Annotated in this window: 22 protein-coding genes; 6 read left to right on the top strand and 16 right to left on the bottom strand. The window is 63.7% G+C overall.

Annotation, left to right across the window (positions count from 1 at the left end; translation table 11 throughout):
• Positions 1–54: 54 nt before the first annotated feature.
• Together mmsB and NKJ64_RS13615 are read right to left on the bottom strand one after the other, a co-directional pair.
• Positions 55–939 carry a 3-hydroxyisobutyrate dehydrogenase gene (gene mmsB, locus NKJ64_RS13620; RefSeq protein WP_023753420.1) on the bottom strand — a complete coding sequence of 295 codons (885 nt, stop codon included), beginning with the start codon at positions 937–939 and terminating at the stop codon, positions 55–57.
• A 23-nt stretch (positions 940–962) separates the two neighbouring features.
• Positions 963–2,129, bottom strand: coding sequence for an isobutyryl-CoA dehydrogenase (locus tag NKJ64_RS13615; RefSeq protein ID WP_023753419.1), 1,167 nt, complete (start codon positions 2,127–2,129; stop codon positions 963–965).
• Positions 2,130–2,278: 149 nt separating this feature from the next.
• Between NKJ64_RS13615 and NKJ64_RS13610 the strand changes: the two genes are divergently transcribed.
• Both NKJ64_RS13610 and NKJ64_RS13605 read left to right on the top strand, forming a co-directional pair.
• Entirely contained in the window at positions 2,279–2,887 is a 609-nt protein-coding gene (locus NKJ64_RS13610) for a dimethylsulfonioproprionate lyase family protein (RefSeq protein ID WP_352459147.1), read from the top strand.
• A gap of 2 nt (positions 2,888–2,889) precedes the next feature.
• Positions 2,890–4,365: a cobyric acid synthase gene (locus tag NKJ64_RS13605; RefSeq protein ID WP_352459146.1), complete on the top strand. Its 1,476-nt coding sequence runs from the start codon at positions 2,890–2,892 to the stop codon at positions 4,363–4,365.
• Positions 4,366–4,513: 148 nt separating this feature from the next.
• On the opposite strand, the gene NKJ64_RS13600 is transcribed toward NKJ64_RS13605, so the two are convergent.
• Positions 4,514–4,684, bottom strand: a complete 171-nt coding sequence (locus NKJ64_RS13600) for a hypothetical protein (protein WP_023670429.1) — start codon at positions 4,682–4,684, stop codon at positions 4,514–4,516.
• Between the two features lie 52 nt (positions 4,685–4,736).
• Positions 4,737–5,522: a TSUP family transporter gene (locus NKJ64_RS13595; RefSeq protein WP_023707858.1), complete on the bottom strand. Its 786-nt coding sequence runs from the start codon at positions 5,520–5,522 to the stop codon at positions 4,737–4,739.
• Positions 5,523–5,718: 196 nt separating this feature from the next.
• On the opposite strand from NKJ64_RS13595, the gene NKJ64_RS13590 reads away from it, so the two are divergent.
• A complete protein-coding gene (locus tag NKJ64_RS13590) occupies positions 5,719–6,150 on the top strand; it encodes a TerB family tellurite resistance protein (protein WP_023688142.1) in 432 nt (143 codons plus the stop codon).
• 115 nt (positions 6,151–6,265) lie between these two features.
• On the opposite strand, the gene NKJ64_RS13585 is transcribed toward NKJ64_RS13590, so the two are convergent.
• The 5 genes from NKJ64_RS13585 to NKJ64_RS13565 form a co-directional block, all read right to left on the bottom strand.
• Positions 6,266–7,888: an ABC transporter ATP-binding protein gene (locus tag NKJ64_RS13585; RefSeq protein ID WP_023670432.1), complete on the bottom strand. Its 1,623-nt coding sequence runs from the start codon at positions 7,886–7,888 to the stop codon at positions 6,266–6,268.
• Positions 7,885–8,754 carry an ABC transporter permease gene (locus tag NKJ64_RS13580; protein WP_023706066.1) on the bottom strand — a complete coding sequence of 290 codons (870 nt, stop codon included), beginning with the start codon at positions 8,752–8,754 and terminating at the stop codon, positions 7,885–7,887. Before NKJ64_RS13580 ends, NKJ64_RS13585 begins: the two co-directional genes overlap by 4 nt.
• Positions 8,751–9,698, bottom strand: coding sequence for an ABC transporter permease (locus tag NKJ64_RS13575; RefSeq protein ID WP_023710755.1), 948 nt, complete (start codon positions 9,696–9,698; stop codon positions 8,751–8,753). The genes NKJ64_RS13580 and NKJ64_RS13575 overlap by 4 nt, the downstream gene beginning before the upstream one ends.
• A gap of 244 nt (positions 9,699–9,942) precedes the next feature.
• Complete coding sequence (locus NKJ64_RS13570) at positions 9,943–11,418, bottom strand: ABC transporter substrate-binding protein (RefSeq protein WP_023706065.1); 1,476 nt, start codon at positions 11,416–11,418, stop codon at positions 9,943–9,945.
• Between the two features lie 121 nt (positions 11,419–11,539).
• Positions 11,540–12,820: an acetylornithine deacetylase/succinyl-diaminopimelate desuccinylase family protein gene (locus NKJ64_RS13565; RefSeq protein WP_023706064.1), complete on the bottom strand. Its 1,281-nt coding sequence runs from the start codon at positions 12,818–12,820 to the stop codon at positions 11,540–11,542.
• Positions 12,821–13,042: 222 nt separating this feature from the next.
• Here NKJ64_RS13565 and NKJ64_RS13560 point away from each other — a divergent pair, with 222 nt between their 5' ends.
• Positions 13,043–13,474 (top strand): L,D-transpeptidase, encoded by a 432-nt coding sequence (locus NKJ64_RS13560; RefSeq protein ID WP_023681747.1) that lies wholly within the window; start codon positions 13,043–13,045, stop codon positions 13,472–13,474.
• A 13-nt stretch (positions 13,475–13,487) separates the two neighbouring features.
• Here NKJ64_RS13560 and NKJ64_RS13555 read toward each other — a convergent pair whose 3' ends face one another.
• The 7 genes from NKJ64_RS13555 to NKJ64_RS13525 all read right to left on the bottom strand — a co-directional run bounded on the left by NKJ64_RS13555 (position 13,488) and on the right by NKJ64_RS13525 (position 22,280).
• The gene (locus NKJ64_RS13555; RefSeq protein WP_031201580.1) at positions 13,488–14,495 is read right to left on the bottom strand and encodes a lipid A biosynthesis lauroyl acyltransferase; all 1,008 of its coding nucleotides are present in this window, start codon (positions 14,493–14,495) and stop codon (positions 13,488–13,490) included.
• 4 nt (positions 14,496–14,499) lie between these two features.
• The gene (locus tag NKJ64_RS13550; RefSeq protein ID WP_023696479.1) at positions 14,500–15,528 is read right to left on the bottom strand and encodes a zinc-binding dehydrogenase; all 1,029 of its coding nucleotides are present in this window, start codon (positions 15,526–15,528) and stop codon (positions 14,500–14,502) included.
• A gap of 36 nt (positions 15,529–15,564) precedes the next feature.
• Positions 15,565–16,836 (bottom strand): beta-ketoacyl-ACP synthase, encoded by a 1,272-nt coding sequence (locus NKJ64_RS13545; RefSeq protein ID WP_023696480.1) that lies wholly within the window; start codon positions 16,834–16,836, stop codon positions 15,565–15,567.
• A 42-nt stretch (positions 16,837–16,878) separates the two neighbouring features.
• Positions 16,879–18,072, bottom strand: a complete 1,194-nt coding sequence (locus tag NKJ64_RS13540; protein ID WP_023696481.1) for a beta-ketoacyl-ACP synthase — start codon at positions 18,070–18,072, stop codon at positions 16,879–16,881.
• 55 nt (positions 18,073–18,127) lie between these two features.
• Positions 18,128–18,409, bottom strand: coding sequence for an acyl carrier protein (locus NKJ64_RS13535; RefSeq protein WP_010909964.1), 282 nt, complete (start codon positions 18,407–18,409; stop codon positions 18,128–18,130).
• 209 nt (positions 18,410–18,618) lie between these two features.
• The gene (locus NKJ64_RS13530; RefSeq protein ID WP_023670442.1) at positions 18,619–19,167 is read right to left on the bottom strand and encodes a histidine phosphatase family protein; all 549 of its coding nucleotides are present in this window, start codon (positions 19,165–19,167) and stop codon (positions 18,619–18,621) included.
• 98 nt (positions 19,168–19,265) lie between these two features.
• Complete coding sequence (locus NKJ64_RS13525) at positions 19,266–22,280, bottom strand: caspase family protein (RefSeq protein WP_023744739.1); 3,015 nt, start codon at positions 22,278–22,280, stop codon at positions 19,266–19,268.
• A 145-nt stretch (positions 22,281–22,425) separates the two neighbouring features.
• Here NKJ64_RS13525 and NKJ64_RS13520 point away from each other — a divergent pair, with 145 nt between their 5' ends.
• Both NKJ64_RS13520 and NKJ64_RS13515 read left to right on the top strand, forming a co-directional pair.
• The gene (locus tag NKJ64_RS13520) at positions 22,426–23,376 is read left to right on the top strand and encodes an AEC family transporter (protein WP_023670444.1); all 951 of its coding nucleotides are present in this window, start codon (positions 22,426–22,428) and stop codon (positions 23,374–23,376) included.
• A gap of 218 nt (positions 23,377–23,594) precedes the next feature.
• Positions 23,595–25,052, top strand: a complete 1,458-nt coding sequence (locus NKJ64_RS13515; RefSeq protein WP_023714372.1) for an NAD-dependent succinate-semialdehyde dehydrogenase — start codon at positions 23,595–23,597, stop codon at positions 25,050–25,052.
• Positions 25,053–25,235: the final 183 nt, after the last annotated feature.

The raw sequence follows: 25,235 nt of genomic DNA, 5'->3' as shown, positions 1-25,235 counted from the left end.
TTTGCAATTTTTCCGGGCAATAAAAATCGAGAAAAGCGCTGCCAAATTCGAAACTTATAGAGAACTGCCGCGAAGGAAATTTATGATGCCGGAAAAATCCGATCCGCCATTTCCCTGGGCGTTGAACAGCGCATAAAGCTGGGCCGCTTCGGCCCCCATTGGCGTCACCGCGCCGGCGCTTTGGGCCGCCTCCTGCGCCAGTTTCAGGTCCTTCAGCATGAGTGCTGCGGCAAAGCCCGGTTTGTAGTCGCGGTTGGCGGGTGAGGCCGGCACGGGACCCGGCACCGGGCAATAGGTGGTCAGCGACCAGCACTGGCCCGACGAGGTCGAGGCAACGTCGAACAGGGCCTGATGCGAGAGGCCGAGCTTTTCGGCCAGCACGAAGGCCTCTGCGACGCCGATCATCGAAATGCCGAGCATCATGTTATTGCAGATTTTGGCTGCCTGACCGGCGCCGTCGTCACCGCAATGGACGATGCGGCCTGCCATCGGCCTCAGGACCGGTTCGGCCTTGGCGAAGGCATCCTTGGCGCCGCCGGCCATGAAGGTCAGCGTTCCCGCAGCAGCACCGCCGGTGCCGCCGGAGACGGGGGCGTCGATCGAATGCAGCCCGTGCTTCCTTGCTACGGCATGCGCCTTGCGGGCCGACTCGACATCGATGGTCGAGGAATCAATGAACAGGGCGCCTGGTTTGGCCTTGGGTGCGATGTCCTCGTAGACCGAGAGCACGTGCTTGCCGGCGGGAAGCATGGTGATCACGACATCGGCGTCTTTCACCGCCGCCACGGCATTCGCCGTGACAATGACGCCATGCTCGTGGGCGACGGTGAGGTTCTCCGGCATCAGGTCAAAGCCGTGCACCGCGTGCCCCGCCTTGACGAGATTGGCAGCCATCGGGTTGCCCATATTGCCGAGACCAATGAAGGCGATGGTGGTCATCAATCTCTCCTGAATTGTTGCCGTCAGCGTCCGATCAACGCCCGCGCGATAATCACGCGCATAATCTCGTTGGTGCCTTCGAGGATCTGGTGGACGCGCAGGTCGCGCACCAGTTTTTCGATGCCGTAATCATGGAGATAGCCGTAGCCGCCATGCAGCTGCAGCGCCTCGTTCGCGACGTTGAAGCCGATGTCGGTGACGAAGCGCTTGGCCATGGCCGACCATTTGCCGGCATCCGGCGCCTTGCGGTCGAGTTTCGAGGCGGCGGCGTAGAGAAAGATCCGCGCTGCCTGCAATTCGGTCTCCATGTCGGCCAACCTGAACTGCAGCGCCTGGAACTGGTTGATCTTCGAGCCGAAAGCCTTGCGCTCGGCGGTATAGGACAGCGCCTTGTCGAGCGCCGATTGCGCGCCGCCGAGCGAGCATGCCGCAATGTTGAGGCGGCCGCCGTCAAGGCCGGCCATGGCGATGCCGAAACCTGCGCCTTCCCCCGACAGCAGGGTTGCAGCCGGCACCTTGCAGTCCTCGAAGATCACCTGGCGGGTCGACTGCATGTGCCAGCCCATCTTGTGCTCGTTGGCGCCGAAGGACAGGCCGGGCGCATCCTTCGGCACGACGAAGGTGGAAATGCCCTTCGGCCCGTCGGCGCCGGTGCGCGCCATGACGACATAGAGGTCGCTGTCGCCGGCCCCGGAGATGAACTGCTTGGCGCCGTTAAGCACATAGTCGTCGCCGCTCTTCACCGCGCGCGTCTTCAGCGCCGCGGCATCCGAGCCTGAGCCCGGCTCGGTCAGGCAGTAGCTCGCCAGCCATTCCATCGAGGTCAGCTTCGGCAGGAAGCGTTGGCGCTGCTCGTCGTCGCCGAAGCGGTCGATCATCGACGCCGCCATATTGTGGATCGAGATGAAGGAGGAAAACGCCGGATCGGCGTGCGACAGTGCCTCGAAGATCAGCACGGCGTCGAGCCGGCCGAGCGCCGAGCCGCCGACATCGTCCCTGACATAGATGCCGCCAAGGCCAAGCGGGCCGGTCTCGCGGATTACATCGGCGGGAAAGTGTCTTGCCCGGTCCCATTCGAGCGCATTGGGCGCAACGCGATCGGCGGCGAAGGCCTGTGCCATCTCCTGGATGGCGCGCTGCTCCTCATTGAGTTCGAACTGGCTGGTGCTCGCATCGACCGCGGCGTCCATGGCGTGCTCCCTGTGTTTCCCCAGCTGGGGTTGGCTTGCTGGCCTGTTGTTTTTGGCTTTGCGCGCCGCTCAATCTAGACCAATGATGCCGCCGCGCAACCCGGCTCGCCGCGCAGCCGCTGTGCATGAATGGATCAACGGAGCATTGCGTGCCGACATATTTCGACGAATTGCTCGACCGCTTCCATGCCTATCTCCGGGGCGTGGACAACGCGCTGGTGCGGGACGCCGTGACCCGGATCGGCTGGAATATGACGGCGCGCGTGCTCGAAGCGCATCCGCTGCCTTGCCTTGGTCTGCTCGACCGCATTGTCGAACTGGCGCCGCCGGACCCGCAGCCTCTGGTGCAACTGCTGGCGGAGCGTCGTGACGATCTGTGCTGGGGGCAGACCTACAACGCGAGCGATTTTGGTGAAGCGTTCTTGCAAAAATACGGCTGGCTGGAGGTGTTTGGCACGCGCGGCCATTTCGCCAATGAAGAGGTCGCGGCCGGATTGCTGATCCTGGGACCCGGCATCACCTATCCCGACCATCATCACATTGCCGAGGAGATCTACATTCCGCTGACCGGCGGCACCGAATGGCGCATGGGCGAGGGCGGCTTTCACATCCGCCAGGCGGGCGAAATTATCCATCACGCCTCCAATGTCAGCCATGCCATGCGCACCGGCAGCGAACCGTTGCTGGCGCTCTACATCTGGCGCGGCGGGCCGCTGTCGCAGAAGTCGACCGTTTCCGGCGCGCAGGGCAGGGGCTGAGCATGGCCAAGGCGATCATGCTGCAAGGCACGGGTTCGGATGTCGGCAAGACGGTGCTGGTGGCGGGGCTCTGCCGCGCGGCCAGGAATCGCGGGCTGAAAGTCAGGCCGTTCAAGCCGCAGAACATGTCGAACAATGCCGCCGTCGCCGACATTCCGGGCGACAACCGCCCCGGCGGCGGCGAGATTGGCCGTGGGCAATGGCTGCAAGCGCTGGCGTGTGGTGTTCAGCCGACCGTGCATATGAATCCGGTGCTGCTCAAACCCCAGAGCGATATCGGTTCGCAGGTGATCGTGCAGGGCAAGGTGTTCGGCGAGGCGCGAGCGCGCGACTACCAGACAATGAAAGCGGGGCTGATGGACGCCGTGCTGGAGTCCTGGACGAAGGTCGGTGAGGGCGCCGATCTGGTCGTCGTCGAGGGCGCCGGATCGCCGGCCGAAATCAACCTGCGCAGCCGCGACATCGCCAATATGGGCTTTGCCACGCGCGCCGACGTGCCGGTCATCCTGGTCGGCGACATCGACCGCGGTGGCGTCATCGCTTCGGTCGCCGGCACGCATCTGATCCTGCCGGAGGAAGACAGGCGCATGATCGTCGGCTACCTCATCAATAAGTTCCGCGGCGATGTCTCGCTGTTCGACGACGGCATCCGGTCGATCGAAAGCTTCACCGGCTGGCGCTGCTTTGGCGTCGTGCCGTGGCTGAAGGCGGCGGCGCGATTGCCTTCGGAGGATTCGGTCGTGCTCGAACGCCTGGCATCGGGCGAGAAGCGGGCGTTGAAGGTCGCCGTGCCGATGCTTGGCCGCATCGCCAATTTCGACGACCTCGACCCGCTCAAGGCCGAGCCGCAGGTCGAAGTGGTGTTCGTGCCGCCAGGGCAGCGCTTGCCGGAGGATGCCGGCCTGGTGGTCATTCCCGGTTCCAAATCGACGATCGGGGATCTCATGAAATTCCGCGAGAATGGCTGGGATCGCGATCTCCTCGCGCACCGCAAACGCGGCGGCCATATCGTCGGCATTTGCGGCGGTTTCCAGATGCTCGGCCGCCTGGTGCGCGATCCCGATGGCATCGAGGGCAGCGTCACCGAGGCGGAAGGTCTTGGTCTGCTCGACATCGAGACGGTGATGGAACCGGAAAAGACGGTGCGCAATGTCAGCGCGCGCTCGGTGCCGTTCGGCTTGGCGCTCGAGGGCTACGAAATCCATCTCGGCCGCACCACCGGGCCGGACATGGCGCGGCCGTCGGCTGTGATCAACGGCATCGACGACGGTGCCATTTCCGCCGATGGCAAGGTTTTTGGCAGCTATCTGCACGGCCTGTTTTCCGCCGACGCTTTCCGGGCGAGATTCCTGGAAAGCCTCGGCGTGAAAGGCGGCGGCGTCGACTATCGGGCGGACGTGGAAAACGCTCTGGACGAGATCGCAGCCGAACTGGAGCGCCATCTCGATTGCGATGCGATTTTTGGGTTAGCGAGGTAGGGCCGCCCATCGTTTCGTCATCCTCGGGTCTGCGCGTCCGCTTTGCTTCATGGTCATCCTTCCGCGCGGAAGAGCCTAACAGACCATGCATCCAAAGCAAAAGCGCCCGGCTTTGACCGGGCGCTTCGAATGCAGAAGTCGCGGGTGCCTAGGCGCCGCGCATCAGGCAGGCGGCGGCAAGCACGATGTATGCGATGAGGACAATCCACACCGCAGCCAGAGGAATGAACGCAAGAACGCCAAGCGCGGCGAGCACGCCGATGATGGCGATAACTAGGGATATGATGAAAACAAGCTGAGTGGGTGCACTAAGATTCATGTGTGGTCCCTCCAACATGATTCGTACAACGGCACTCTATCAGGCGTGAGGCTTATACACCAATCAGCTGGCGCAATGGGTTCGCCGGGTCGGCCAGCAGCTTCACCGCCAGCGACAGGCAGATGATCACCAGCAGCGGCTTGATCAGCCGGGCGCCGATGCGGATGGCAAGGCTGGCGCCGAGCCGGGCGCCGAGGAACTGGGCGACGCCCATCATCAGCCCGATCTTCCAGTAGACGACGCCGGCGACGGCAAAGACGATGAAGCCGCCAATGTTGGAGGCGAAATTGAGCAGCTTGGTGTGTGCCGTCGCCTTGAGCACGCCGAAGCCGGCAAGGCTGACGAAGGCCAGCATATAGAAGGAGCCGGCTCCCGGCCCGAACAGCCCGTCATAGAAGCCGACCAAAGGGGCGATGACCAGCCCGAACAGGAAGTGCGACAGGCGCTCGGCGCGGTCGACATCGTTCATGTTGGGTTTCACGGCGAAGTAGATCGCGATGGCGATCAAAAGCAGCGGCAGCAGCGCTCGCAGGAGATCACCCGGCACGAATGCCGCCAGCAAGGCGCCGACGGCACTGCCGGCAAGGGCCAGAAGCGCCGATGGCAGCTGTCGGCGCAGATCGACATGGCCATTCATGGCGTAGTGGATGGTCGCCGAAGCGGTGCCGAAAATGCCCTGCAGCTTGTTGGTTCCAAGTGCTGCGACCGGCGGGAAGCCGGCAAGCAGCAGGGCCGGGATGGTGATCAGCCCGCCGCCGCCGGCTATCGAATCGACAAAGCCGGCTGCAAAAGCGGCCAAGGCAAGCATGATGACGGTCTGGGTGGCGAGGTCGAGCATCGGGATTTTCTGAACATTCCGGCGGGAAAGGTGGTGCCGCGCCTTCTCATGGCCATCCGGTTTGCGCAAGGCCGATTCCGCGCTACGTCCATCCAAGCGCGTTGCGCTTGGATTTCCTGTGGTGCATGTCATTATCTCAGTACCGCTGCGCAGTTTTGGGTCATGTGCGCTGGGCGGGCTCGGGAAAGGGACACTGTTGGCGATGGCATTGCTCGACCAGATACGCTCGATCTTCGATGGTGACCCCGGCGTGCGCAAGGTTGCCGACGACCCTGTGCTGTCGGCGGAGCTCTTGATGCTGTTTCGCATGATCCTGGCCGACGGCTCGGTTTCGGAGAGCGAGATGGTCGCCTTCCGGCGCATCTGCAAGGACGCCTTCGGCATCCCGGAAACCAGCATCGACGCGGTCATCGAATATCTCAATGATTTCGGCTACGAGACCAACGGTTCGCAAGCCATTGCGCTGTTCCGCGATCTCGATGTCGAACGGCGCAAGTTGCTGGCGCTCCACATGGCGGAGATCGCCAAAGCCGATTCCAAACTGGCCGAGAGCGAAGTGCGGCTGTTGCGCCGCACGCTCGATTTGCTCGACATCAGCCCGGTCGATGTGGTGAAGCCGGAGGAGTGAGGCAGACCAGGGGCAACGGCCGCCCAGCCGGGTCCCCGCTGCTTCGCAGCGTCCCAGCGTTTGTGACCTTTCATCGTGCCACTGGCACGATGAATTCGCTGCGCGAACCGGTCACTTACCCCTGTTCCTGCATACGGTGAGCGATCGCCCGATGCAGATCGGGCGCAGCCGCGACCAGCGCCCTGGCCGCCTCCGACTGCGGATGATCGAGCACGTCACCGGTCTTGCCGCGCTCGACGATCCTGCCGTCATGCATGACCAGCACCTCATCGGTGATGGCGCGGGCGACGGTCAAATCGTGGGTGATGAAGAGATAGCCGATGCCGAGCTTCTGGTTGAGCTCTGCGAACAGGTCGAGGATCTGGGCGCGGATCGAGACGTCGAGCGCCGAGACCGGCTCGTCGGCGACGACCAGCTTCGGCCTAGTGATGATGGCGCGGGCGATCGACAGGCGCTGGCGCTGGCCGCCGGAAAACTCATGCGGATATTTGTCCATGTCGCTGGTGCCGAGGCCGACCTCGTGCAGCGCATGCGCCACCATCTCGCGCCGCTCAGCCGGTGTCGGCTTCGTCTCCAGTACATGCAGCGGCTCGGCGACCAGTTTTACGACCTTCTGGCGCGGGTCGAAAGAGCCGTAGGGATCCTGGAACACGACCTGCATGTCGCGCCGCGCGGCTTTGAGCTCCGCCTCGCTTTTGCCGGTTATGGTCTCGCCGCGAAAGCGGATCGTTCCCGATGTCGATTTGTCGAGCGCCAGGATCATGCGGGCAAGCGTTGACTTGCCGCAGCCGGAGCGGCCGACCAGCGCCACCGATTGGCCCGGCGCCAGCGACAAGGACACGTCGTCGACGGCGCGGATCGGAGCCGCTGACTTGAACAGGGAGGTGCGCCGGCCCGGATAGTCCCGTGTCACGCCTTCGACCTCAAGCAGCGGTTTGCCCTGGCCGGCGGCGTGAACCTTGGCGCGCGCGGGCACGTGCATGGAGGCCAGCGCCAGCTGGCGCGTGTAGGGATGCAGCTGTTCCGACAGCGTGCGTGCGGTGTCGCCGGCTTCCATCACCTCGCCATGGCGCAGAATGGTGATGCGGTCGGCCATTTCGGTGACGACCGCGAGATCGTGCGAGATCAACAGCAGGCCCATTCGGTTTTCGCTGACAAGGCCGCGCAAGAGGTCGAGGATCTGCGCCTGCAGCACCACGTCGAGCGCCGTGGTCGGCTCGTCGGCGATGAGCAGCTTGGGTTTCAATGCGCAGGCAATGGCGATGACGACGCGCTGGCGCTGGCCGCCCGACAGTTCGTGCGGATAGCGCGACAGCGGGAATTTGGCCTCCGGCAGGCCAACGCGGTCGAGCATTTTGCGCGCGCGGTCTTCGGCGTCGGCACGGCTTGCCCTAGTGTGCCAGCGTATGCCTTCGGCGACCTGCTCGCCGATGGTCTTGACGGGGTTGAGCGCCGTCATCGGCTCCTGGAACACCATGCCGATGTCGTCGCCGCGCAGCGCGCACATCTGGTCCTCGGTTGCGGCCAGAATATCGATGCCGTCGAAGGTCACGCGGCCGGTGGCGCGCGCCGCATGCGGCAGAAGCTGCATGATGGTCAGCGCCGTCATCGATTTGCCGGAACCGGATTCACCGACCAGGCCCATCACCTCGCCGGGCGCGACGGAGAGCTCGACCCCTTTCAGGATCGGCGTGTCGCCGACGGCCAGCGACAGGTTCTCGATCTGCAGCAGGCTCATCGCTGCCGCCGCGATTTCGGGTCGAGTATGTCGGCGATGCCGTCGCCGAGCAGATTGAGCCCAAGCACGGTGACGACAATGGCCATGCCGGGGAAGATGGCCATCCACGGCGCCACCACCATGCGCGTCTGAGCGTCGAACAGCATGCGGCCCCAGCTCGGCATTGGCGGCTGGGCGCCGAGGCCGACATAGGAGAGGCCGGCTTCGGCCAAAATGCCAAGCGCGAACTGGATGGTGCCTTGCACCAGAAGCAGCGTGGCGATGTTGGGCAGCACGTGCTCGGTTGTAATCTGCGCTTTGCTCTTGCCGGCGGCGCGGGCGGCGAGGATGAATTCGCGCGGCCAGATCGCCAGCGCGCCGGCGCGGGCGACGCGCGCAAACACCGGGATGTTGAAGATGCCGATGGCGATGATGGCGTTGATTGCGCCCGGTCCGAAGATGGCGGTGATCATGATCGCCGACAGCAGCGCCGGGAAGGCGAAGACGAGGTCGGTCAGCCGCATCAGCGCCTCGTCGACCAACCCGCCGCGCGCCGCGGCGAAGGCGCCGAGCGGCACGCCGACGCCCATGCCGATGCCGACCGCGACCAGCGCCACGGCAATCGAGTTGCGGGCGCCGACCATGATCATCGACAGGATGTCGCGGCCGAAATGATCGGTGCCGAACCAGTGCGCCGCAGAGGGCGCCAGCGTCTTGTCCGAGATCACCAGTTTGGTCACGTCGTAGGGCGTCCAGACGTAGGAGATGACCGCTATTGCAGCCACCAGCACCGTGATGGCGAAGCCGATGAGGAAGGAGCGGTTGCGGAAGGCCTTGGCCAGAATGCTGCCCAACGTCTCCTGCGGGATGTCGATGTGCAGCGTCATTGCCGGCCTCGAAGGCGCGGATCGACGATGGCGTAGGAGACGTCGACGACGAGGTTGACCGCAATGACGGCGACGACCAGCAGCATGACGATGCTTTCGACGACGATCAGGTCGCGCTGAGTGATCGCCTGGAACACCAGCCGTCCGAGGCCGGGGAGATAAAAGACGTTCTCGATGATGATGGTGCCGGCGAGCAGGAAGGCGAATTGCAGGCCCAGAATGGTCAGAACCGGGATCATCGCGTTGCGCAGCGCGTGCCGCCACAGCACGGCGCGATAGGGCAGGCCCTTGGCGCGGGCGGTGCGGATATAGTCCTCGTTCAGCACCTCGATCAGCGCCGAGCGGGCAACGCGCGCCAGGATCGCCGCCTGCGGCAGAGCGAGGGCGATGGCCGGCAGCAGCAGCGATTTCAGCGCCGGCCAGGCGCCGGCGCTCCAGCCGGGAAAGCCGCCGGCCGGCACCAGCCGCAGCCAGACGGCAAAGAGGTAGATCAGCATCAGCGCGAACCAGAAGTTCGGGATGGCGACGCCGAGCTGGGCGGCGCCCATGGCGATCGTATCACCGGCCCGCCCGCGCCGGCTGGCGGAATAGAGCCCGACCGGGATGGCAATGATGGTGGACAGCGCCAGCGCGATCAGCGCCAGCGGCAGGGAAACCGCCATGCGCTCGCGGACAAGGTCGATGACCGGCACTGAATAAGTGTAGGAGCGGCCGAAATCGAGGCTGAGCAGACCGCCGACCCAGTGGAGGTAGCGCAGGAGAAGCGGCGCGTTGAGGCCCATCTGGTTGCGCAGGAGTTCGACCTGCTCGGCGCTGGCGTTGAGGCCAAGCATCAGCCGCGCCGGATCGCCGGGCAGGATTTCGAGCACGGCGAAGACGACCATCGAGGCCAGGATCAAGGTTGCGATGGCGATTGCGAGGCGTTTGAGGAGGTAGGCGGTCATGGTGGAGGGGCGCCCGGTGCGGCTGCGCCTTGAAAGTCGAGTTCCCGCCCACCCCCCTCTGTCCTGCCGGACATCTCCCCCGCAAGGGGGGAGATCAGCAGGTTCTGTGTCGTCGACCAGCGTTCAACGTTCGCGATAGGCGAAAGCGGAGATGATAGCCCGATCTCCCCCCTTGCGGGGGAGATGCCCGGCAGGGCAGAGGGGGGTGTGACGGAGCGCAAACGCCGCCCTTTGGCCCGCCGCCTCAATCCGTCCACTTCACCTTGGTCAGATCATTCGCCTGGATCGGCGCATTCTCCCACAGGCCCTGCAGCTTGACGTCCCAGACGCCGACCTTCGGCAGTTCATAGAGGAACCCCACCACGGCGTCGTCGGCCAGGATCTTCTGTGCTTCGCCGAGCAGCGTGTTGCGCTTGGCGTCGTCGGAGGTGAGGTTCAGCTCGGCGATGATCTTGTCGAAGGCGGGGTTGTCGTAGTTGAAGTAGTAGTCCTTGCGCGAGTAGATATCGATGTCGTTGGGCTCGGTGTGGGAGACGATGGTCAGGTCGTAATCCTTCTTGGTGAACACCTGATCCAGCCACTGCGCCCATTCGACTGGAATGATTTCCAGGTCGATGCCGACATCGCGCAGCTGCGAGGCGATGATCTCGCCGCCAAGCCGTGCATAGGAAGGCGGCGGCAGCTTCAGCGTCGCCTTAATGCCGTTTTCGAAGCCGGCTTGCTTCAGCAGCTCCTTGGCCTTGTCGACATTGTGCGGGTACAGGCCGGTGAGGTCGACATAGGCCTTGCTGGCGGGCGACATGTGCGAGCCGATCGGCACGCCGAGGCCGGCCGAGGCGCCGTCGATGATCGCCTTGCGGTCGAGCGCGAAGGCAATTGCCTGCCGCACCTCGAGCTTGTCGAAAGGCGGCTTCTTGTTGTTGATCGCCAGAATGGTCTCGCCCTCAGTCGAGCCGATCACCACCTTGAAGCGCGGATCGTCCTTGACCTGCGCGACGCTGTCGGGATCGAAGAAAGGGAAAGCCTGGATGTCGCCGGAGAGCAGCGCCGGCACGGCGGCGGCGGCGTCGGGAACGATGCGGAACTCGGCCTTGTCGAGGAACACCGGGGCGCCCCAGTAAGTGTCCGATTTCACCAGCGTGATCGACGAGCCCTTGGCCCAGCTCTGGAATTTGAACGGGCCGGTGCCGATGGGCTTTTCCTTGTTGGTGTCGGCGCTCTCGGGCGCCACAATCACCGCGTCGCCCCAGCCCAGATTGTAGAGGAACGACCCCTGCGGGTTCTTCAGCGTCACCTTGACCGTCGTCGGATCGACGACTTCGACCGTATCGATGGAGGCGAACAGGGCTTTTTGCGCGTTGACCGAATTGTCGGCGCGGGCGCGGTCGAGCGAGAACTTCACGTCGCCGGCGTCGAAATCGCTGCCGTCATGGAATTTGACGCCGGTGTGCAGCTTGAAGGTGTAGACCTTGCCATCGTCGGAAATGGCCCAGCTCTCGGCAAGGTCGGGCAGCACTTCGCCATTCGGACCGATGCGGGTCAGGCCCTCGAAGACGTTGGCGTAGAGCACTTCGTCGATCGCCGCGGCAGCACCGGCGGTCGGATCGAGATGTGGCGGCTCGAGCGTAATGCCGATCACCAGGTCGGTGCGTGCGGCAAATGCCTGACTGCCGGCCAGTGCCAGCACCGCGGCGGCAAGAATGGTTTTCCACAATTTCATCGTGCAACTCCCAAATGCTCGAACCCTGGTGCGATAGAAGCGTGATTTCGAGGTGGAGTAAATTGCGTTTCGTGCTCCGCAGCGGCGCGGGGAGGAATGTTTTTTCAGCGAAGTCGATGGTTCAGTCCGCGGCCGTGCCCCTAAGCAGCACATTCAGCCCGATCGCCATCACCTTGGCCGACTCCACCATATCAGAGATACCGACCCATTCGTCGGGCCGGTGGGCGAGGTCCAAAATGCCCGGGCCATAGGCGATGCAATCATAGATGTGGCCGATGCGGGCGATGTGCTTCTGGTCGTAAGTGCCTGGTGAAATGACATAATCCGGCTCACGGTCGAAGATCGCCATGATGCCTTGCGCCACCGCCTTGACCACCGGCGCGTCGCGCTCGGTCATCAGCGGCAGCACCTCCATCAGGTCGCGAATCTCGTAGTCGAACTTTTTGCGCTCGCGCTTCAGCCGGTCGAGGATATCGGTCACCTCGCTCTTGACCGTGGCAAGGTCCTCCTCGAGCAGGAAGCGGCGGTCGATGGTCAGCCGGCAGGCGTCGGGCACGTTGGGTGAGGGCAGGCCGGGGCGGAAATCCTCGGTCTGGCCGCCATGGATCGAGTTGATGTTCATGGTCGAGCGCTTTGCGCCTTGGGGCACGACAGGCATGCGCGTCACCTTGCGGTCGAGCGCCGGAAACAGTTCATCCTCGAAGGCCTGCAGCACGGCGCCCATGTGGCGCACCGCATTGTCGCCGAGGAACGGCATCGAGCCATGCGCGATCTCGCCCTTGGTCTCGATCTCCGCCCACCAGACGCCGCGATGGCCAAGACAGATGCGGTCCTTGTTCAGCGGCTCCGGGATGATGACGTGGTCGACCTTGGGTTTCGAGAAATAGCCAAGCTTCGCCAGATGGGCGACGCCGCCGAAGCCGCCGGACTCCTCATCGACCGTGCCCGAAATTTCGATGGCGCCGGGAAAGTCGGGGAATACCTCCATGAAGGCTTCCGCCGCGATGATCGAGGCGGCCATGCCCCCTTTCATGTCGCAGGCGCCGCGGCCGTAGACCTTGCCGTCCTTCACCACCCCGGCAAAGGGATCGACGCTCCAGCCTTCGCCGGCTTCGACCACATCGATGTGCGAGTTGAAATGGACACAGGCTCCAGGCGAGCGGCCGTCGAAGCGGGCGACGACATTGACGCGGGGATAGCGGTCGGTGTCGCCGGGCGTGCCTTCGGCGCGGATGAATTCGGTTTCGAAGCCAAGCCTGCCTAGGCGCGCACCGATATATTCGGCGCAGGGGCGATAGGCTTCGCCAGGCGGGTTGATGGTCGGGAAGCGGATCAGGTCGGCGGTCAGTGCGACCAGGTCATCAACACGGGCGTCTATCGCTTTGAAGAGTCGTTTGTTCATTCCCGGATTTGAGCAGGCAAGGGGGTGGTTTTGCAAGCATCGCGCCACTGGCGCCGAAACTTCGTGTCGCAGCGGCAACTATGGCGGAAAATCGTTCAAATTCGCTGCTTTAGATTGGCGAATTTATCAAGGAGTGTGTGTTAGATCACTCACCTGTCGTTAAAAAGATGAAAAACCGCGTGATGACAGGGCAGGCAAGGGGCATCAAAGGGGTTTGATCTCATGACTAAAATCGTTCTCATGGCAGCTGCTTTTGCGGCGATGCTGTTCGGCACGTCCATCGAAAGCAGGGCTGCCTCGCTGGTGGCCAGCATCGACGTCTCGTCGCAGACCATGACCGTCAGCCAATACGGCCAGGTGCTTTATCGCTGGAGCGTGTCGACCGCCCGCAGTGGCTATTTCACGCCGCGCGGCACCTATCGGCCGCAACGCACGGCGCGGATGTGGTATTCGAAGAAATACCACATGTCGCCAATGCCTTACTCGGTGTTCTTCCACGGCGGCTACGCCATCCACGGCACCGGCGCGGTCAGGCAGCTAGGGCGTCCGGCATCGCATGGCTGCGTGCGGCTGCACACCGCCAATGCCGCGATGTTCTATGCGATGGTGCGCGAAGTCGGCTTCGGCAATACGCGGATCGTTGTGACGAACTGAGGCTTTCGACGACTTAAGATTGACGCTGCCCCTGGCCGGTGGCGTTGGCCTGTCCGCGCCGGCGGCGACGCCGGCCTGAGATTTCCCACCTTTTGTGGAACCACATCCACTGTCCCGGATCTTCGCGCACCCAGCGCTCGACCACGTCGGCGAGCAGTTGGGTGGTGGCCGCGACATCGACGCTGCCGCTTTCATTGCGCGGCAAGGTCAGCTTGTCCTCGATCTCGAGGCGGAAGCGGTTGCCTGGCAGCCGCACACATCGCGCCGGATAGACGTCGCAATCATAGTGACGGGCGAGCATGCCCAGAACCGGATTGCTCTGGCATGGGCGATTAAAGAAGATCGTCTCCAGTCCGCTGGAGAATTTCTGGTCGACCAAAACGCCGATATTGCCGCCTTTCTCCAGAATCGACGCCAACGCGAAGGAGGCGCCGGTCGAAGACGGCAGCAAGGCGCCCATGCTCGAACGCCGCGTCGAATGGATATAATCGGCGAGGTAAGGATTGTTCGGCGGACGAAACAGCGCCGTGATCTTCATGCCGAACGTCGCGGCAGCCACCGGCAGCAATTCAAAATTGCCGAGATGGCCGGTGAACAGGATATGCGGTTTGTCCTCGCCAGCTATCTGATGGAAATGGTCGGCGCCGCCAACTTCGACGCGGCCGGGCGTCGCTGCGTTCGGATCATAGTCGAAGAGCGCGTCAAGAAAGATGTATTCGGCGGCGAGCCGGGCCATGTTGCCCCACATGTCGGAGGCGATGGCCTCGATCTCGACATCGCTCTTTTCGGGATAGGCAAGGCGCAGATTGCTGATGGCGACGCGGTGGCGCCCGACGCGCGGACCGATGCGGCGTGCGGCGCGGTCGGCAAAATTGAGCGCGCTGTCGGCGGGCAAAAGGCGCAGCAGCGAAATGATCGTCATCGCCGCACGCGCCACCAGCCAGTGCTCCATCTGGCGCAGCCGCCTGCCATAGCGGAACATGAAGTCCCGGCGGGCTTTCTTGAACACCTTGCCGACCATGGTCCTAAGAAACGCGCAGGATGATCTTGCCGAACACGTCGCGGCCTTCCATGCGCTTCAGCGCGGCGTCGATGCCGTCGAAGCCGACCTCGGTGTCGATAACAGGTGCTACCTGTCCCGCCGCCATCTTCTGCATGGCGTTGGCCATGTTCTCCATGCGGCAGCCGAAGGACCCGAGCAGCTTCAGCTGCTGCTGGAACAGCTGCATCAGATTGATCTGGGTCGACACGCCGGAGGTCGAGCCGCAGGTAACGAGGCGGCCGCCGCGCTTGAGGCACAGCATCGAGGCGGCAAAGGTGTCGGCGCCGACATGTTCGAACACGACATCGACGCCCTTCTTCCTGGTAAGCTTGCGCACGACGCCTTCGAAACGGTCGTCGCGGTAGTTGATGATATGGTCGGCGCCGAGCGCCTTGGCCTTGTCGATCTTGTCGTTGGAGCCGACCGTGGTGATGATGGAGCAACCCATGCGCTTGGCCAGCTGGATCGCCGCCGAGCCGATGCCGGAGCCCCCGGCATGGATGAGGATGGTTTCGCCGGGCTGCAGCTTGGCATTGTCGAACAGCATGTGCTCGACGGTGCCGAAGGTGACGGGGGCGACGGCAGCGCCGACATCGGTCACGCCTGGAGGGGCCGGGACCAGCAGGCGCGCCGGCAGGTTGATCTTCTCCTGCGCAAAGCCGTCGAGATGGAAGCCGTGGACGCCCGAGACATGTTCGCAGAGATTGTCACGGCCTTCGCGGCAGGCGCGGCAAAGGCCGCAGGTGCGCGCGCCGTAGATCGACACCAATTGTCCGGGCAGCAGGCTGGAGACGCCGGGGCCGACAGCTTCGACCTCGCCGGAGGCTTCGGCGCCGACGACCAGCGGCAGCTTACGCTTGGCGAAGGCCATGCCACGCCAGCCCCAGACGTCGATATGGTTCAGCGCCACCGCCTTGATGCGCAGCGTGACTTCGCCCAATGTGGGGGGCGGCGGGGGCGGCAGGTCCACCGTTTCAAGACGGCGGTCCTCGATAAGTTGCAGTGCGCGCATGGAGCCTGTCAGTTCAGTCTGGCTGAAAAAAGTCGCTTAGACCGGTTCCCGCGCCATGACAAGGCAAGTGTTCTGGCCGCCGAAGCCGAACGAGTTCGACAGCACCGTGCCGACTTCGGCATTGCGCTTCTTGTTGGGCACCACGTCGAGCACGATTGCCGGGTCGGGATTGTCGTAGTTGATGGTCGGCGGAATGACGCTTTCGCGCATGGTCATCAGCGAAAACGCCGCTTCGACGGCGCCGGCCGCCGACAGCGTGTGGCCGATCATCGACTTGTTGGACGAGACCGGCATCGAGCCGATGCGATCGCCGAACACGGTCGACAGCGACAGATGCTCCATCTTGTCGTTTTCCGGCGTCGAGGTGCCGTGAGCGTTGACGTAGTCGATCTCGTCCTTGCTCAGGCCGGCATCCGCAAGGGCGGCGCGGACTGCTGCGATCGCCGGCGAACCGTCGGGCTTGGAACGGGTGCGATGGAAATCATCGGCCTTTTCACCGCAGCCGCGCAGGATGCCGAGAACGCTGGCGCCCCGGGCAAGGGCTGCCTCAAGCGATTCCAGCACCAGAGCGCCGGAGCCTTCCGCCAGCACAAAGCCGTCGCGGTCCTTGGAGAAGGGTTTTGACGCCTTTTCAGGGATGTCATTGTGGGTCGACAGCGCCGAGAGCAGCGAAAAGCGGATCAGCGCCTCGGCGGTTGCCGAACCGTCGGCGCCGATCGACAGCGCCCGGTCGCATTCGCCGCGGCGGATCGCTTCGACGCCGAGCTGGATGGCGGTGGCGCCCGAAGCGCAGGCCGTCGACAGCGTGATCGGCAGGCCGCGCGTGCCAAAGCGGTCGGCCAGCCGGTCGGCGATCGCGCCGAACTGCGTGCTTGCGAACGTATCTGTTTCCTTCAGCCCGCGCGCCACCCTGAGCAGCCTTTCGGCGCCGGCGCCTTTGCCGTCGGAATTGTAGAGCGCGAAGCGATCCTGCCAGTCGAGTTCGACCGGCGGCGAGGCGAGGAACAGAGGCCCGCCAAAATCAGAGGAATCGAGGCCGGATTCGGCCACCGCCTCATTCGCGGCGGTTTCGGCCAGTTCGTAGGTCAGCAGGCTGGCGCCTTTCGAGCTTGAGTCGAGGAAATCGACCATGCCGGAGATGCGGGTGTTGAGGTGGTCGACGGGAAAGCGGGTGATCGGGTGGATGCCCGATTTGCCGGAGGTCAGTGCCGCCCAGTTATCGGCCTTGCCGATGCCGAGCGACGTTACCACGCCGATGCCGGTGACGGCGACGATCGGCCTGCCCATGTGATCTCTGAGATTGGCCATCCGGAACCTCTTAACTTTGCAGCATGATCGCGCAGCGCTGCTTCAAGCAGCAGCGTTGACCAGAGCCATGCCCTCGAATTGGTGATAGCCGATCGCCGTTGCGATCACGGTTTCGGGAATGCCTTCGAACGGCTTCTCGGCCGCGGCGTCGAAAACGGGGTAGGCGGCCTTGCGGTCGACGGCCAGGGCGGCGAGGGCGACCGCGAATGGAAACTGCGCTTCCTTCATATGCCCGGTCAGCGTCGCGAAGCCGCGCGCCGATATCGCCGGATTGGCATCCAGCGCTGCCTTTTCGGCTGACGTTGCGGTATGCGCCCCGGATGCGCCCGACAGGGCCAGCAACTTGCCGTTCGGGAGAGCCGCCTGTTTGAGCAATGCCGCGATCTCGGCGTCAAGCTCGCCGCGCGAGCGCCGGGCGCGGCCTGAGATGACCGGTCCGAGCTCGGCATAGATTTTCCGCCCACGGCTTTGCGCGTGTTCGCGCTGCTCCAGCACCAGGAAGGCGCCACCGGAGCCGGAGACCAGGCCGCCGCCCTCGGCGCCCTGTCTCTGCCAGACCGGCTTCCATGGGCCGCGATGCAGATAACCGGCCAGCTCATAGCCGAGCAGCATGTCGGAATGTTCGGTCTGGAAGGCGCCGCCGACCAGTATGTGCGTCGACTGTCCGGAGCGGATGCGCGCGGCGGCGGTCTCGACGGCGGCGACGCCAGCACCTTCCTCGCCCATGAAGGTCCTCGACGACCCCGTCACCTTGTGGACGATGGAGATGTTGCCGGCGAGCAAATTGGAGAGCTGGGCCAGGAAAAGCGTCGGCCGCAATTCGGTGGTCAGTTTCTCGTTGAGCAGCACGTCGCGGTCGTTGCGGCTCTCGGACGCGGCGAGGATGGCGGCATCGACCGCCTCGTCCCGCTCGCCGCCGCCGGCGGCCACCACCATGTCCATCGTCGTGCAGAGATCGTCATTGCCCTTGATGCCGGCGTCGTCCAGCGCCATGCCGGCGGCATAGGTGCCCAGCCTCTGCCAGGTTTCCATCTGCCGCTGGTCGCCGCGCTTGGCGATCTGCAGGTTCCAGTCGATCTCCGGCAGGGGATGCACGGTGTAGGGCGCAAAGCGCGCGGCTTCGAGCACCGGCTGCAAGCCGGGCTGCGCCAGCTTCTGCCAGTGGGTATCCGGACCCTCTCCCAGCGAGGAGACAAGGCCGATACCGGTGATGACGACGTCGCGACGGCTGCTCATGAGCGGCTTTGTGGGTCAGGCGGCGCAGCCCGTCAAGGCCGCGCGCCAGCCGATATCAGGCGGTCTTGGCGGCGACCAGCGCGTCGATCTTGGCGCACAGGTTCTTCATGACGAAGTAATCGTCGGTCGAAGCCTTGCCGTCATTGACTTCCTGGGTCCACTTTTCCAGCGGCACCTTGATGCCGAATTCCTTGTCGATGGCAAAGACGATATCAAGGAAATCGAGACTGTCGATGCCGAGATCGTCGATCGTGTGGCTCTCGGGAGTGATGGTGTCGATATCGATCTCGCTGGTGTCGGCAATGATCTTGGCGACTTTGTCGAACGTGGTGGACAAGGGCTCTTCCTTCGGTTGCGGGCGGAATCTGTCCGCATCTGGTTTGGGCGCTGTCTAATCGGTTTTTCCCGGCAGGAAAAGGCCTGATGCGCCGGGCGCAGATGGGATGGCCCTTCCGTGAAGACAAGAAGGGCAGCCCGACAAGCCGGCGGCCCTCCCAGTTGACGTTACGTCAGCTCAGTTTTCGCGGAGCTTGACCACTGGCTTTCTCAGAACGTGACGCGGCCGAGCACGCGCAAGCCATCGCCCTGCGGCTCGACCACCACCGCTTCGCCCTCGCGCGGCGAGACGCCGGTCAGCGCGACGATGTTTTCGAGATGCGTGACCATGACCAGATTGTCGGAACCGGTGTAGGCGCGGATTTCCTTCATCACCGCGTCGAGCTGCGCGGCCTTCTCGGTCGGATCGCTCCTCAGGAGGTCTAGCGGCGCAAAGAGCTCCGGCTCCGCTTCGAAGGCGATGCGGGCAGTGTCGAGGCAGCGGCAATAGCGGCTGGACAGCACCCGCTCGATGGGGGCGGCGCGGGCGCCGAACAAGGCGCCGATCTTGCTCGCCTGCTGCTTGCCGCGCGCCGATAGGTTGACCTGGGTGGCGCAGTTGTCGATGACGAAATTGGCGGGGTCGGTGGTGCCGGTGACCAGTGCATGGCGAAGCAGCACGACATGGCCGCCGTCACGCAGCAGCGCCCAGCCGGCGTCGGTCGCGTGGGCGACGGCGGGAACAGCAAGCAGGAACAGCGACAGCACAAACCGAATCATCGAAACCTTTCCGGGAGCCGGATGCCGCTCCGGTCATTCTGATATAGGGATCGGAAAGCCGGCACAAAGACAAGCGAAAGGCGAACCCTCGGTTCGCTTCACATTTTCGCCATTTGCTTCTTCGCCAGCTCGATCTTCTGATCGGTGAGCGGGATAGGGATCGTGTAGCCGGCTTCGGTGAAGCCCTGCTTGGCGTTCTCGAAGAATTCGATCGCCTTGAGATATTCCGGCTTGCCCGCGCCATAGCTGGCGCGGTTCCAGTGGACGTCGCCGATATTGTTCTGCTCGAAGGCCCACTGCAGCGGCTGACTTTCGCGCGTAAACACCTTCAGCGCCGCCGTGAACGCCGCTTCGGCGTCGTTGAGATATTTGTCGGTCCGCTGGAGATTGCCGAGATTGAGCAGGCTCATACCGATGCCATTTTGAGCGTTGGCCCAGTCGACCGGCGCGGCCTCGATGGTGAGTATTTCGAGCGCTGCCCGCCGCGCCGCAATCGAATCCTGCAGCGTCTTGGCATCGCCATTGCTCATGCTCAACCAGTGCAGCGTCGAGCCCAGGCCGGCCTGGGCCATTGCCCATTGCCGCGGGTTGGTCTCGCGCTTGTACTCGCGCAACGCATTGCCGTAGGCGTCGACCGCCTCGCTGTAATGCTCGGGCTTGTCGGTGACGCCGCCGAGAAGCTGCAGCGTGTTGCCGAGATTGTAGTAGCTCATCGCCCAGTCCTGCGGGAACTTCCGCCTGACATAGACCTGCCGTGCCGCCTGGAAGGCTGCCGCCGACTGTTCCAGCTTGGCCGCATCACGCGTGCGCTGGCCCAGCGTCTGATAGATCGAGCCGAGATTGTTCTGGGCTGACGCCCAGTCCATCGGGAAGCGCTTGCGGGTAAACACCGTCAGAGCGTCGTCATAGGCAGCAGCAGCTTCTTCGAGCGTAGCCGTGCCCATATCGAAGCGGGCGATACCGCTCAGCGCATTGCCCAGGTTGAGGCGGCTGGTCGCCCAGGACACCGGGAAAGTTTCGCGGGTTCGCACTTCCAGCGCGGCGCGAAACGCGTCGGCCGCCTCGTTGATCTTCGCCTTGTCGTTGAGCTGGATGCCAAGCGTTACAAGCGTGTTGCCGAGATTGTTCTCGACCATCGCCCATTCCACGGGTGCTTTCTCGCGTGTGTATTCCTCAAGCGCCAGCCGGTAGGCTGCTTCGGCCTGGGTGAGATGCTCGCCGGCAGGCTCACGCTCGGAGAGTGCATAGAGCGCGAGGCCTAGATTGTTCTGCGAACCGGCCCAGTCCAACGGCAGCTTGTCGCGCGGACGCTTCTCAAGGGTGGCGCGCGTCGCCGCCACCGCTTCATTGAGACGCTTCGGGTCGCTCTCGCGTTCGCCGATCTTCAGAAGCACGTTGGCCAGGTTGTTCTGCGCCGCGGCCCAGTTGCGGTCGTCCTTCTCGCGCTCGAACACCACCAGCGAATCGCGGAAAATCACCGCTGCTTCTTCGAGATGCGCAGTCTCGGTTTCGCGCTCTCCAATGGTCTGCAGCACCACCGCCATGTTGTTGCGGGTGATTGCCCAGTCGCGATTCTGTTCGCCGTTGGGGATGAAGTTCAAGATGGTGCGATAGGCCTCGATGGAGTGCTGCAGCGCATCGAGGTCGCCGGTGGCGTAGCCATGAGCGTTCAACGCCTCGGCCTCCTGGTTCTTGTAGTTCCAGCGCAGCTTTTCGTCCCACTTCTCGACCAACGAATACGCCTTGGCATAGTCGTTGGCGGCGGATTTGTAGTCGAAGACCAGCGCGGCGGCGTCGGCGCGTTTGGCATAGATGGCGGCGTCGGCGATGCGCTTTTGCCGGAGCAGGTCCTCGGCCTCGTCGACCGCACCGCTGTTTTCCTCGATCCGGCCGACCGCGTCGTCGAGGAATTTGCGCGCCGTCACCATGGCGCCCTGGCCTATGGCCTTGTCGGCGGATGCGACCAGGCGACTGATCTCGGGATCGTCGGTGCGTAATGCGGCGCGCTCGGCCATCATCTTCTTCAGACGCTCGGCCTGGCTGTCCAGCACCTTCTGCAGGTCGTTGGGATCCTCAGGGATCTTTTCCGTGCCGAGCGCCTTGAGCACGCCGTAGAGCGCGTCAAGGGGCACGCCGTCCTGCAGAGAAGCCAACTCCACCTGAGCCCGTTTGGGATCGGGCAGGTCGGAAATGGTCAGCAGCAATTGCCGCCGCTCACCGGTGATCAGCCCGTCGTCGCCGGTCGGTTCCGGCGGCGCGACGCCGAAATAGAGCAGGCGACGCAGACTCTCGCTGACCCAGGGGCGCTGCTTTGCCTTGGTGTCGAGATAGACCTCCTCGGTGACCATGCGCATGACCGAGCCGAATTCCGTGCCTTTCATCGCGGTGAGGTGGCGCAGCAGGGCGGCGGCGTAGGGGCTGTTTTCGCCGGCGGCGCCATCAAGTGCGGGTCGGCCCGGCTCAGCGGCGAAGCCGACCACGGTTCCCAGGCTGGCATTATCCAATGAGGCATCGGCGAGGGCTTTTGCGCCGCGCACCGGTTCCAGCCCGCCGGCGCCGACAGGCTCGGCGGAAGCCGTCGGCCCGCGTCGCACGACCGCGTCCGGCGGAAACGGGTTGGTGCGGCAGGCGTCAAGCAGCACGATCGTCACCGGCACGGTCTTTTTCAGCTCGTCCATGACGGCTGAAATCGGCACCAGCGCCTCACCAGCATTTTTCAACGACGAGACGTCGGCATCGACCGGCACCAGATAATTCTCGCCGCCCGCCTCGATGCCGTGGCCGGAATAATAGATGAAGGCGACGTCGGCGCCTTCGGCGTCCTCGACAAACCGATCGAGATCGCGCTTCAGCTTGGCGGCATCGCGATCGGTGACGTTGCGGGCGTCGAAGCCGAGGTCGGTCAGCATCTTGGCCATGTCGCGGGCGTCGTTGGCCGGGTTGGCAAGGGCTGCGATGTGTTTGTATTTCGACTGGCCGATGATCAGCGCCACGCCCTTGAGACTTTTGGTCTCGGCGGCCTGGGCCTCAGATACGCCAAGGCAAAGCAGTATAGCGACGAAACCCGCCAGCCACCCCTGTCTGAAATGACGCTGTTTCGGCGTCGCAACCATTCGCTGTGTGTCCGCCCTGATGATCCCAAGCCTGTATAGCGCTGCCACCCGACCATGATCAAATTCAGGCGCCGGGCGGATCGAGGATCAGTTTCTGAAGATCATGGCGATTGCGCTGGAATCCGGGCTCGCCTATCCCTGAAAAATGTCTCCGCTTACCGAAACCGTTCTTTTCGTCTTCAGCCTCGTTGCGCTCGGCTATGTCACCGGGCTCACCGGCTATCTGAAACCGGCCAGCGGGGACGGCATCTCCGAATTCGCCATCAACGTGGCGATGCCGCTGCTGCTGTTTCGGACGATGGTGAATTCCGATTTCCACGGCGTGGCGCCCTGGTCGCTGTGGGGTGCTTATTTCGCGGCGGTTGCAATGACATGGGCCGCCGGCCATCTGGTGACGACACGGATCTTCGGGCGGGACGCGCGCACCGGCATCGTCGGTGGAGTGTCGTCATCCTTCTCGAATGTGGTGTTGCTGGGCATTCCCTTCGTTCTCGGCGTATTCGGGTCCAGCGGATTCGAAGTGCTGTCGCTGCTCGTTTCCGTGCACCTGCCGACCATGATGATGGCTTCGATCATCATGTTCGAGATATTTGGCCGCGGCGGCAGCGAGCCCGTACACCCGCTGCGCATCATCCAGAGCTTTCTGAGAAGACTGTTCACGAACCCGCTGATCATCGGCATCCTGGCCGGGCTGGCATGGCGCCTCACCGGCGCGCCGCTGCCGAACCTTGCGACGCGGCTGGTCGATGCGCTGGCTAACACCGCCGGGCCGGTGGCGCTGTTCGCCATGGGGCTCAGCCTGCGCCGTTTCGGCATTTCCGGTAACATCCGACCGGCGCTGGCGCTGTCGACGCTGAAACTGTTCCTGATGCCGGCGCTGGTGCTCGGCCTGGTCTGGCTGTTTGGCCTGCCGCCCTTGACGGCCAAAGTGGCGGTCGTGGTGGCGGCGCTGCCGTCCGGCATCAATTCCTATCTCATCGCCGTTCAGTTCAACACCGGCCAGGCGCTGGCGTCGAACCAGATGACCATCGCCACGGCAAGCGCGGTTGTTACAACCGCCTTTTGGCTGACGGTGGTGGTTCATGTCTTTGGGTAGGCTTGGTCTTCGGCAAGGCTGGGGCCCAAACTAATTTACATGTGAATTTTCTCTGGCGTTTGGCTGGCCCAAAGCCTATATGCCATCTTGCAATTGCTTGCCGAGCTTGCCCTAGGTAAAGAGCAGTGGCTCAGCGTGTCGGGCATCCAGGCCATTGCGCGCGCTCATCGAAGACATCCACAGACCGGCCCGTCAGTGCGCCGAACGGAGGCTAGACCATGCTGCAGAAAACCAGCCATTTCATGCGCCAGGCCAATCTCATCAATGGCGAATGGGTGCAGGCCGACAGCGGCCAAGCGGTCGACGTCAACAACCCGGCCACCGGTCTCAAGATCGGCACCGTGCCGAAGTCGGGCAAGGCGGAAACCCGCCGCGCCATCGAAGCCGCAAGCGAAGCCTTCAAGACCTGGCGCAAGACGACCGCGCTGGAGCGCTCGAAGCTGCTGCGCAAGCTGCATGACGCGATGATGGATAATCAGGATGTGCTGGCCGAACTGCTCACCATCGAGCAGGGCAAGTCGCTCGCCGAATCCAAGGGCGAGATCGGTTCGGCCGCCGCCTACATCATGTGGTTTGCCGAGGAAGGCCGCCGCACCTATGGCGATGTCGTGCCATCGCCGTGGGGCGATCGCCGCATCCTGGTGACCAAGGAGCCGGTCGGCGTCATTGCCGCCATCACGCCGTGGAATTTCCCCTCCTCGATGCTTGCCCGCAAGCTCGGCCCCGCGCTTGCCGCCGGCTGCACCGCCGTGGTCAAGCCCGCCTCGCAGACGCCGTATTCCGGCCTTGCATGGGGCGCGCTCGCCGAGGAAGTCGGCTTCCCAAAGGGCGTCATCAACATCCTCACGGGTGCTGCCGGCGAAATCGGCGACGAGATCTGCGCCAATCCGCTGGTGTCGAAGATCACCTTCACCGGCTCGACCGAGATCGGCAAGCTGCTGATCCAGAAGTCGTCCGTCACCGTCAAGAAGGTCTCGATGGAACTCGGCGGCAATGCGCCGTTCGTGGTCTTCGACGATGCCGACCTCGATCGCGCCGTCGCCGGCGCCATCACCGCCAAATACCGCAATTCAGGCCAGACCTGCGTGTGCACCAACCGCTTCCTGGTGCAGGCCGGCATCTACGACAAGTTTGTCGAGAAGCTGGCCGCTGCCAGCAATGCGCTGAAGGTTGGCTCGGGCCTGGAAGAGGGCGTGCAGCAGGGACCGCTGATCGACGTGAAGGCGGTCGAGAAGGTCGAGGAATTCATCGCCGACGCCACGTCGAAGGGCGGCAAGGTCGTTGCCGGCGGCAAGCGCCACGCGCTTGGCGGCTCATTCTTCCAGCCGACCGTCATCGCCGATGCGAAGCCTGACATGCGCTTCATGAAGGAAGAGATTTTTGGCCCGATCGCCCCGGTGTTCAAGTTCGAGACCGAGGAGGAAGCCATTGCGCTTGCCAACGACACCGAGTTCGGCCTTGCCGCCTATTTCTACACCGGCGACCTCGGCCGCGCCTTCCGGGTCATGGAAGGCCTGAAATACGGCATGGTCGGCGTCAATGAAGGCCTGATCACCACGCCGGAAGCGCCGTTCGGCGGCGTCAAGGAATCGGGCCTCGGCAAGGAAGGCGGACATCAGGGCATCGAGGACTATCTCGACACCAAATATGTCTGCATCGGGGGTCTCGGCCTCTAAATCATTGACGGGCAGGGCAGGCCGCGGGCCGGCCCTTGCCAGACGACATTCAGCCGGCCTGGAGCGGTTCAGCGTTTCACGGAAACGCCGAACCGCTCCAGTTCTTTGTTTTTTGCAATTCCGGACGGAAAACCGTTTCACACTTTTCCTGGAATTGCTCTAAGTCGATAGATCGACGAATTA

The organism is Mesorhizobium sp. M0062, assembly GCF_040323125.1.
GTDB lineage: Bacteria > Pseudomonadota > Alphaproteobacteria > Rhizobiales > Rhizobiaceae > Mesorhizobium.
Note: the sequence above shows the minus strand (reverse complement) of the source record. Positions and strands in the feature narration are given on the sequence as shown.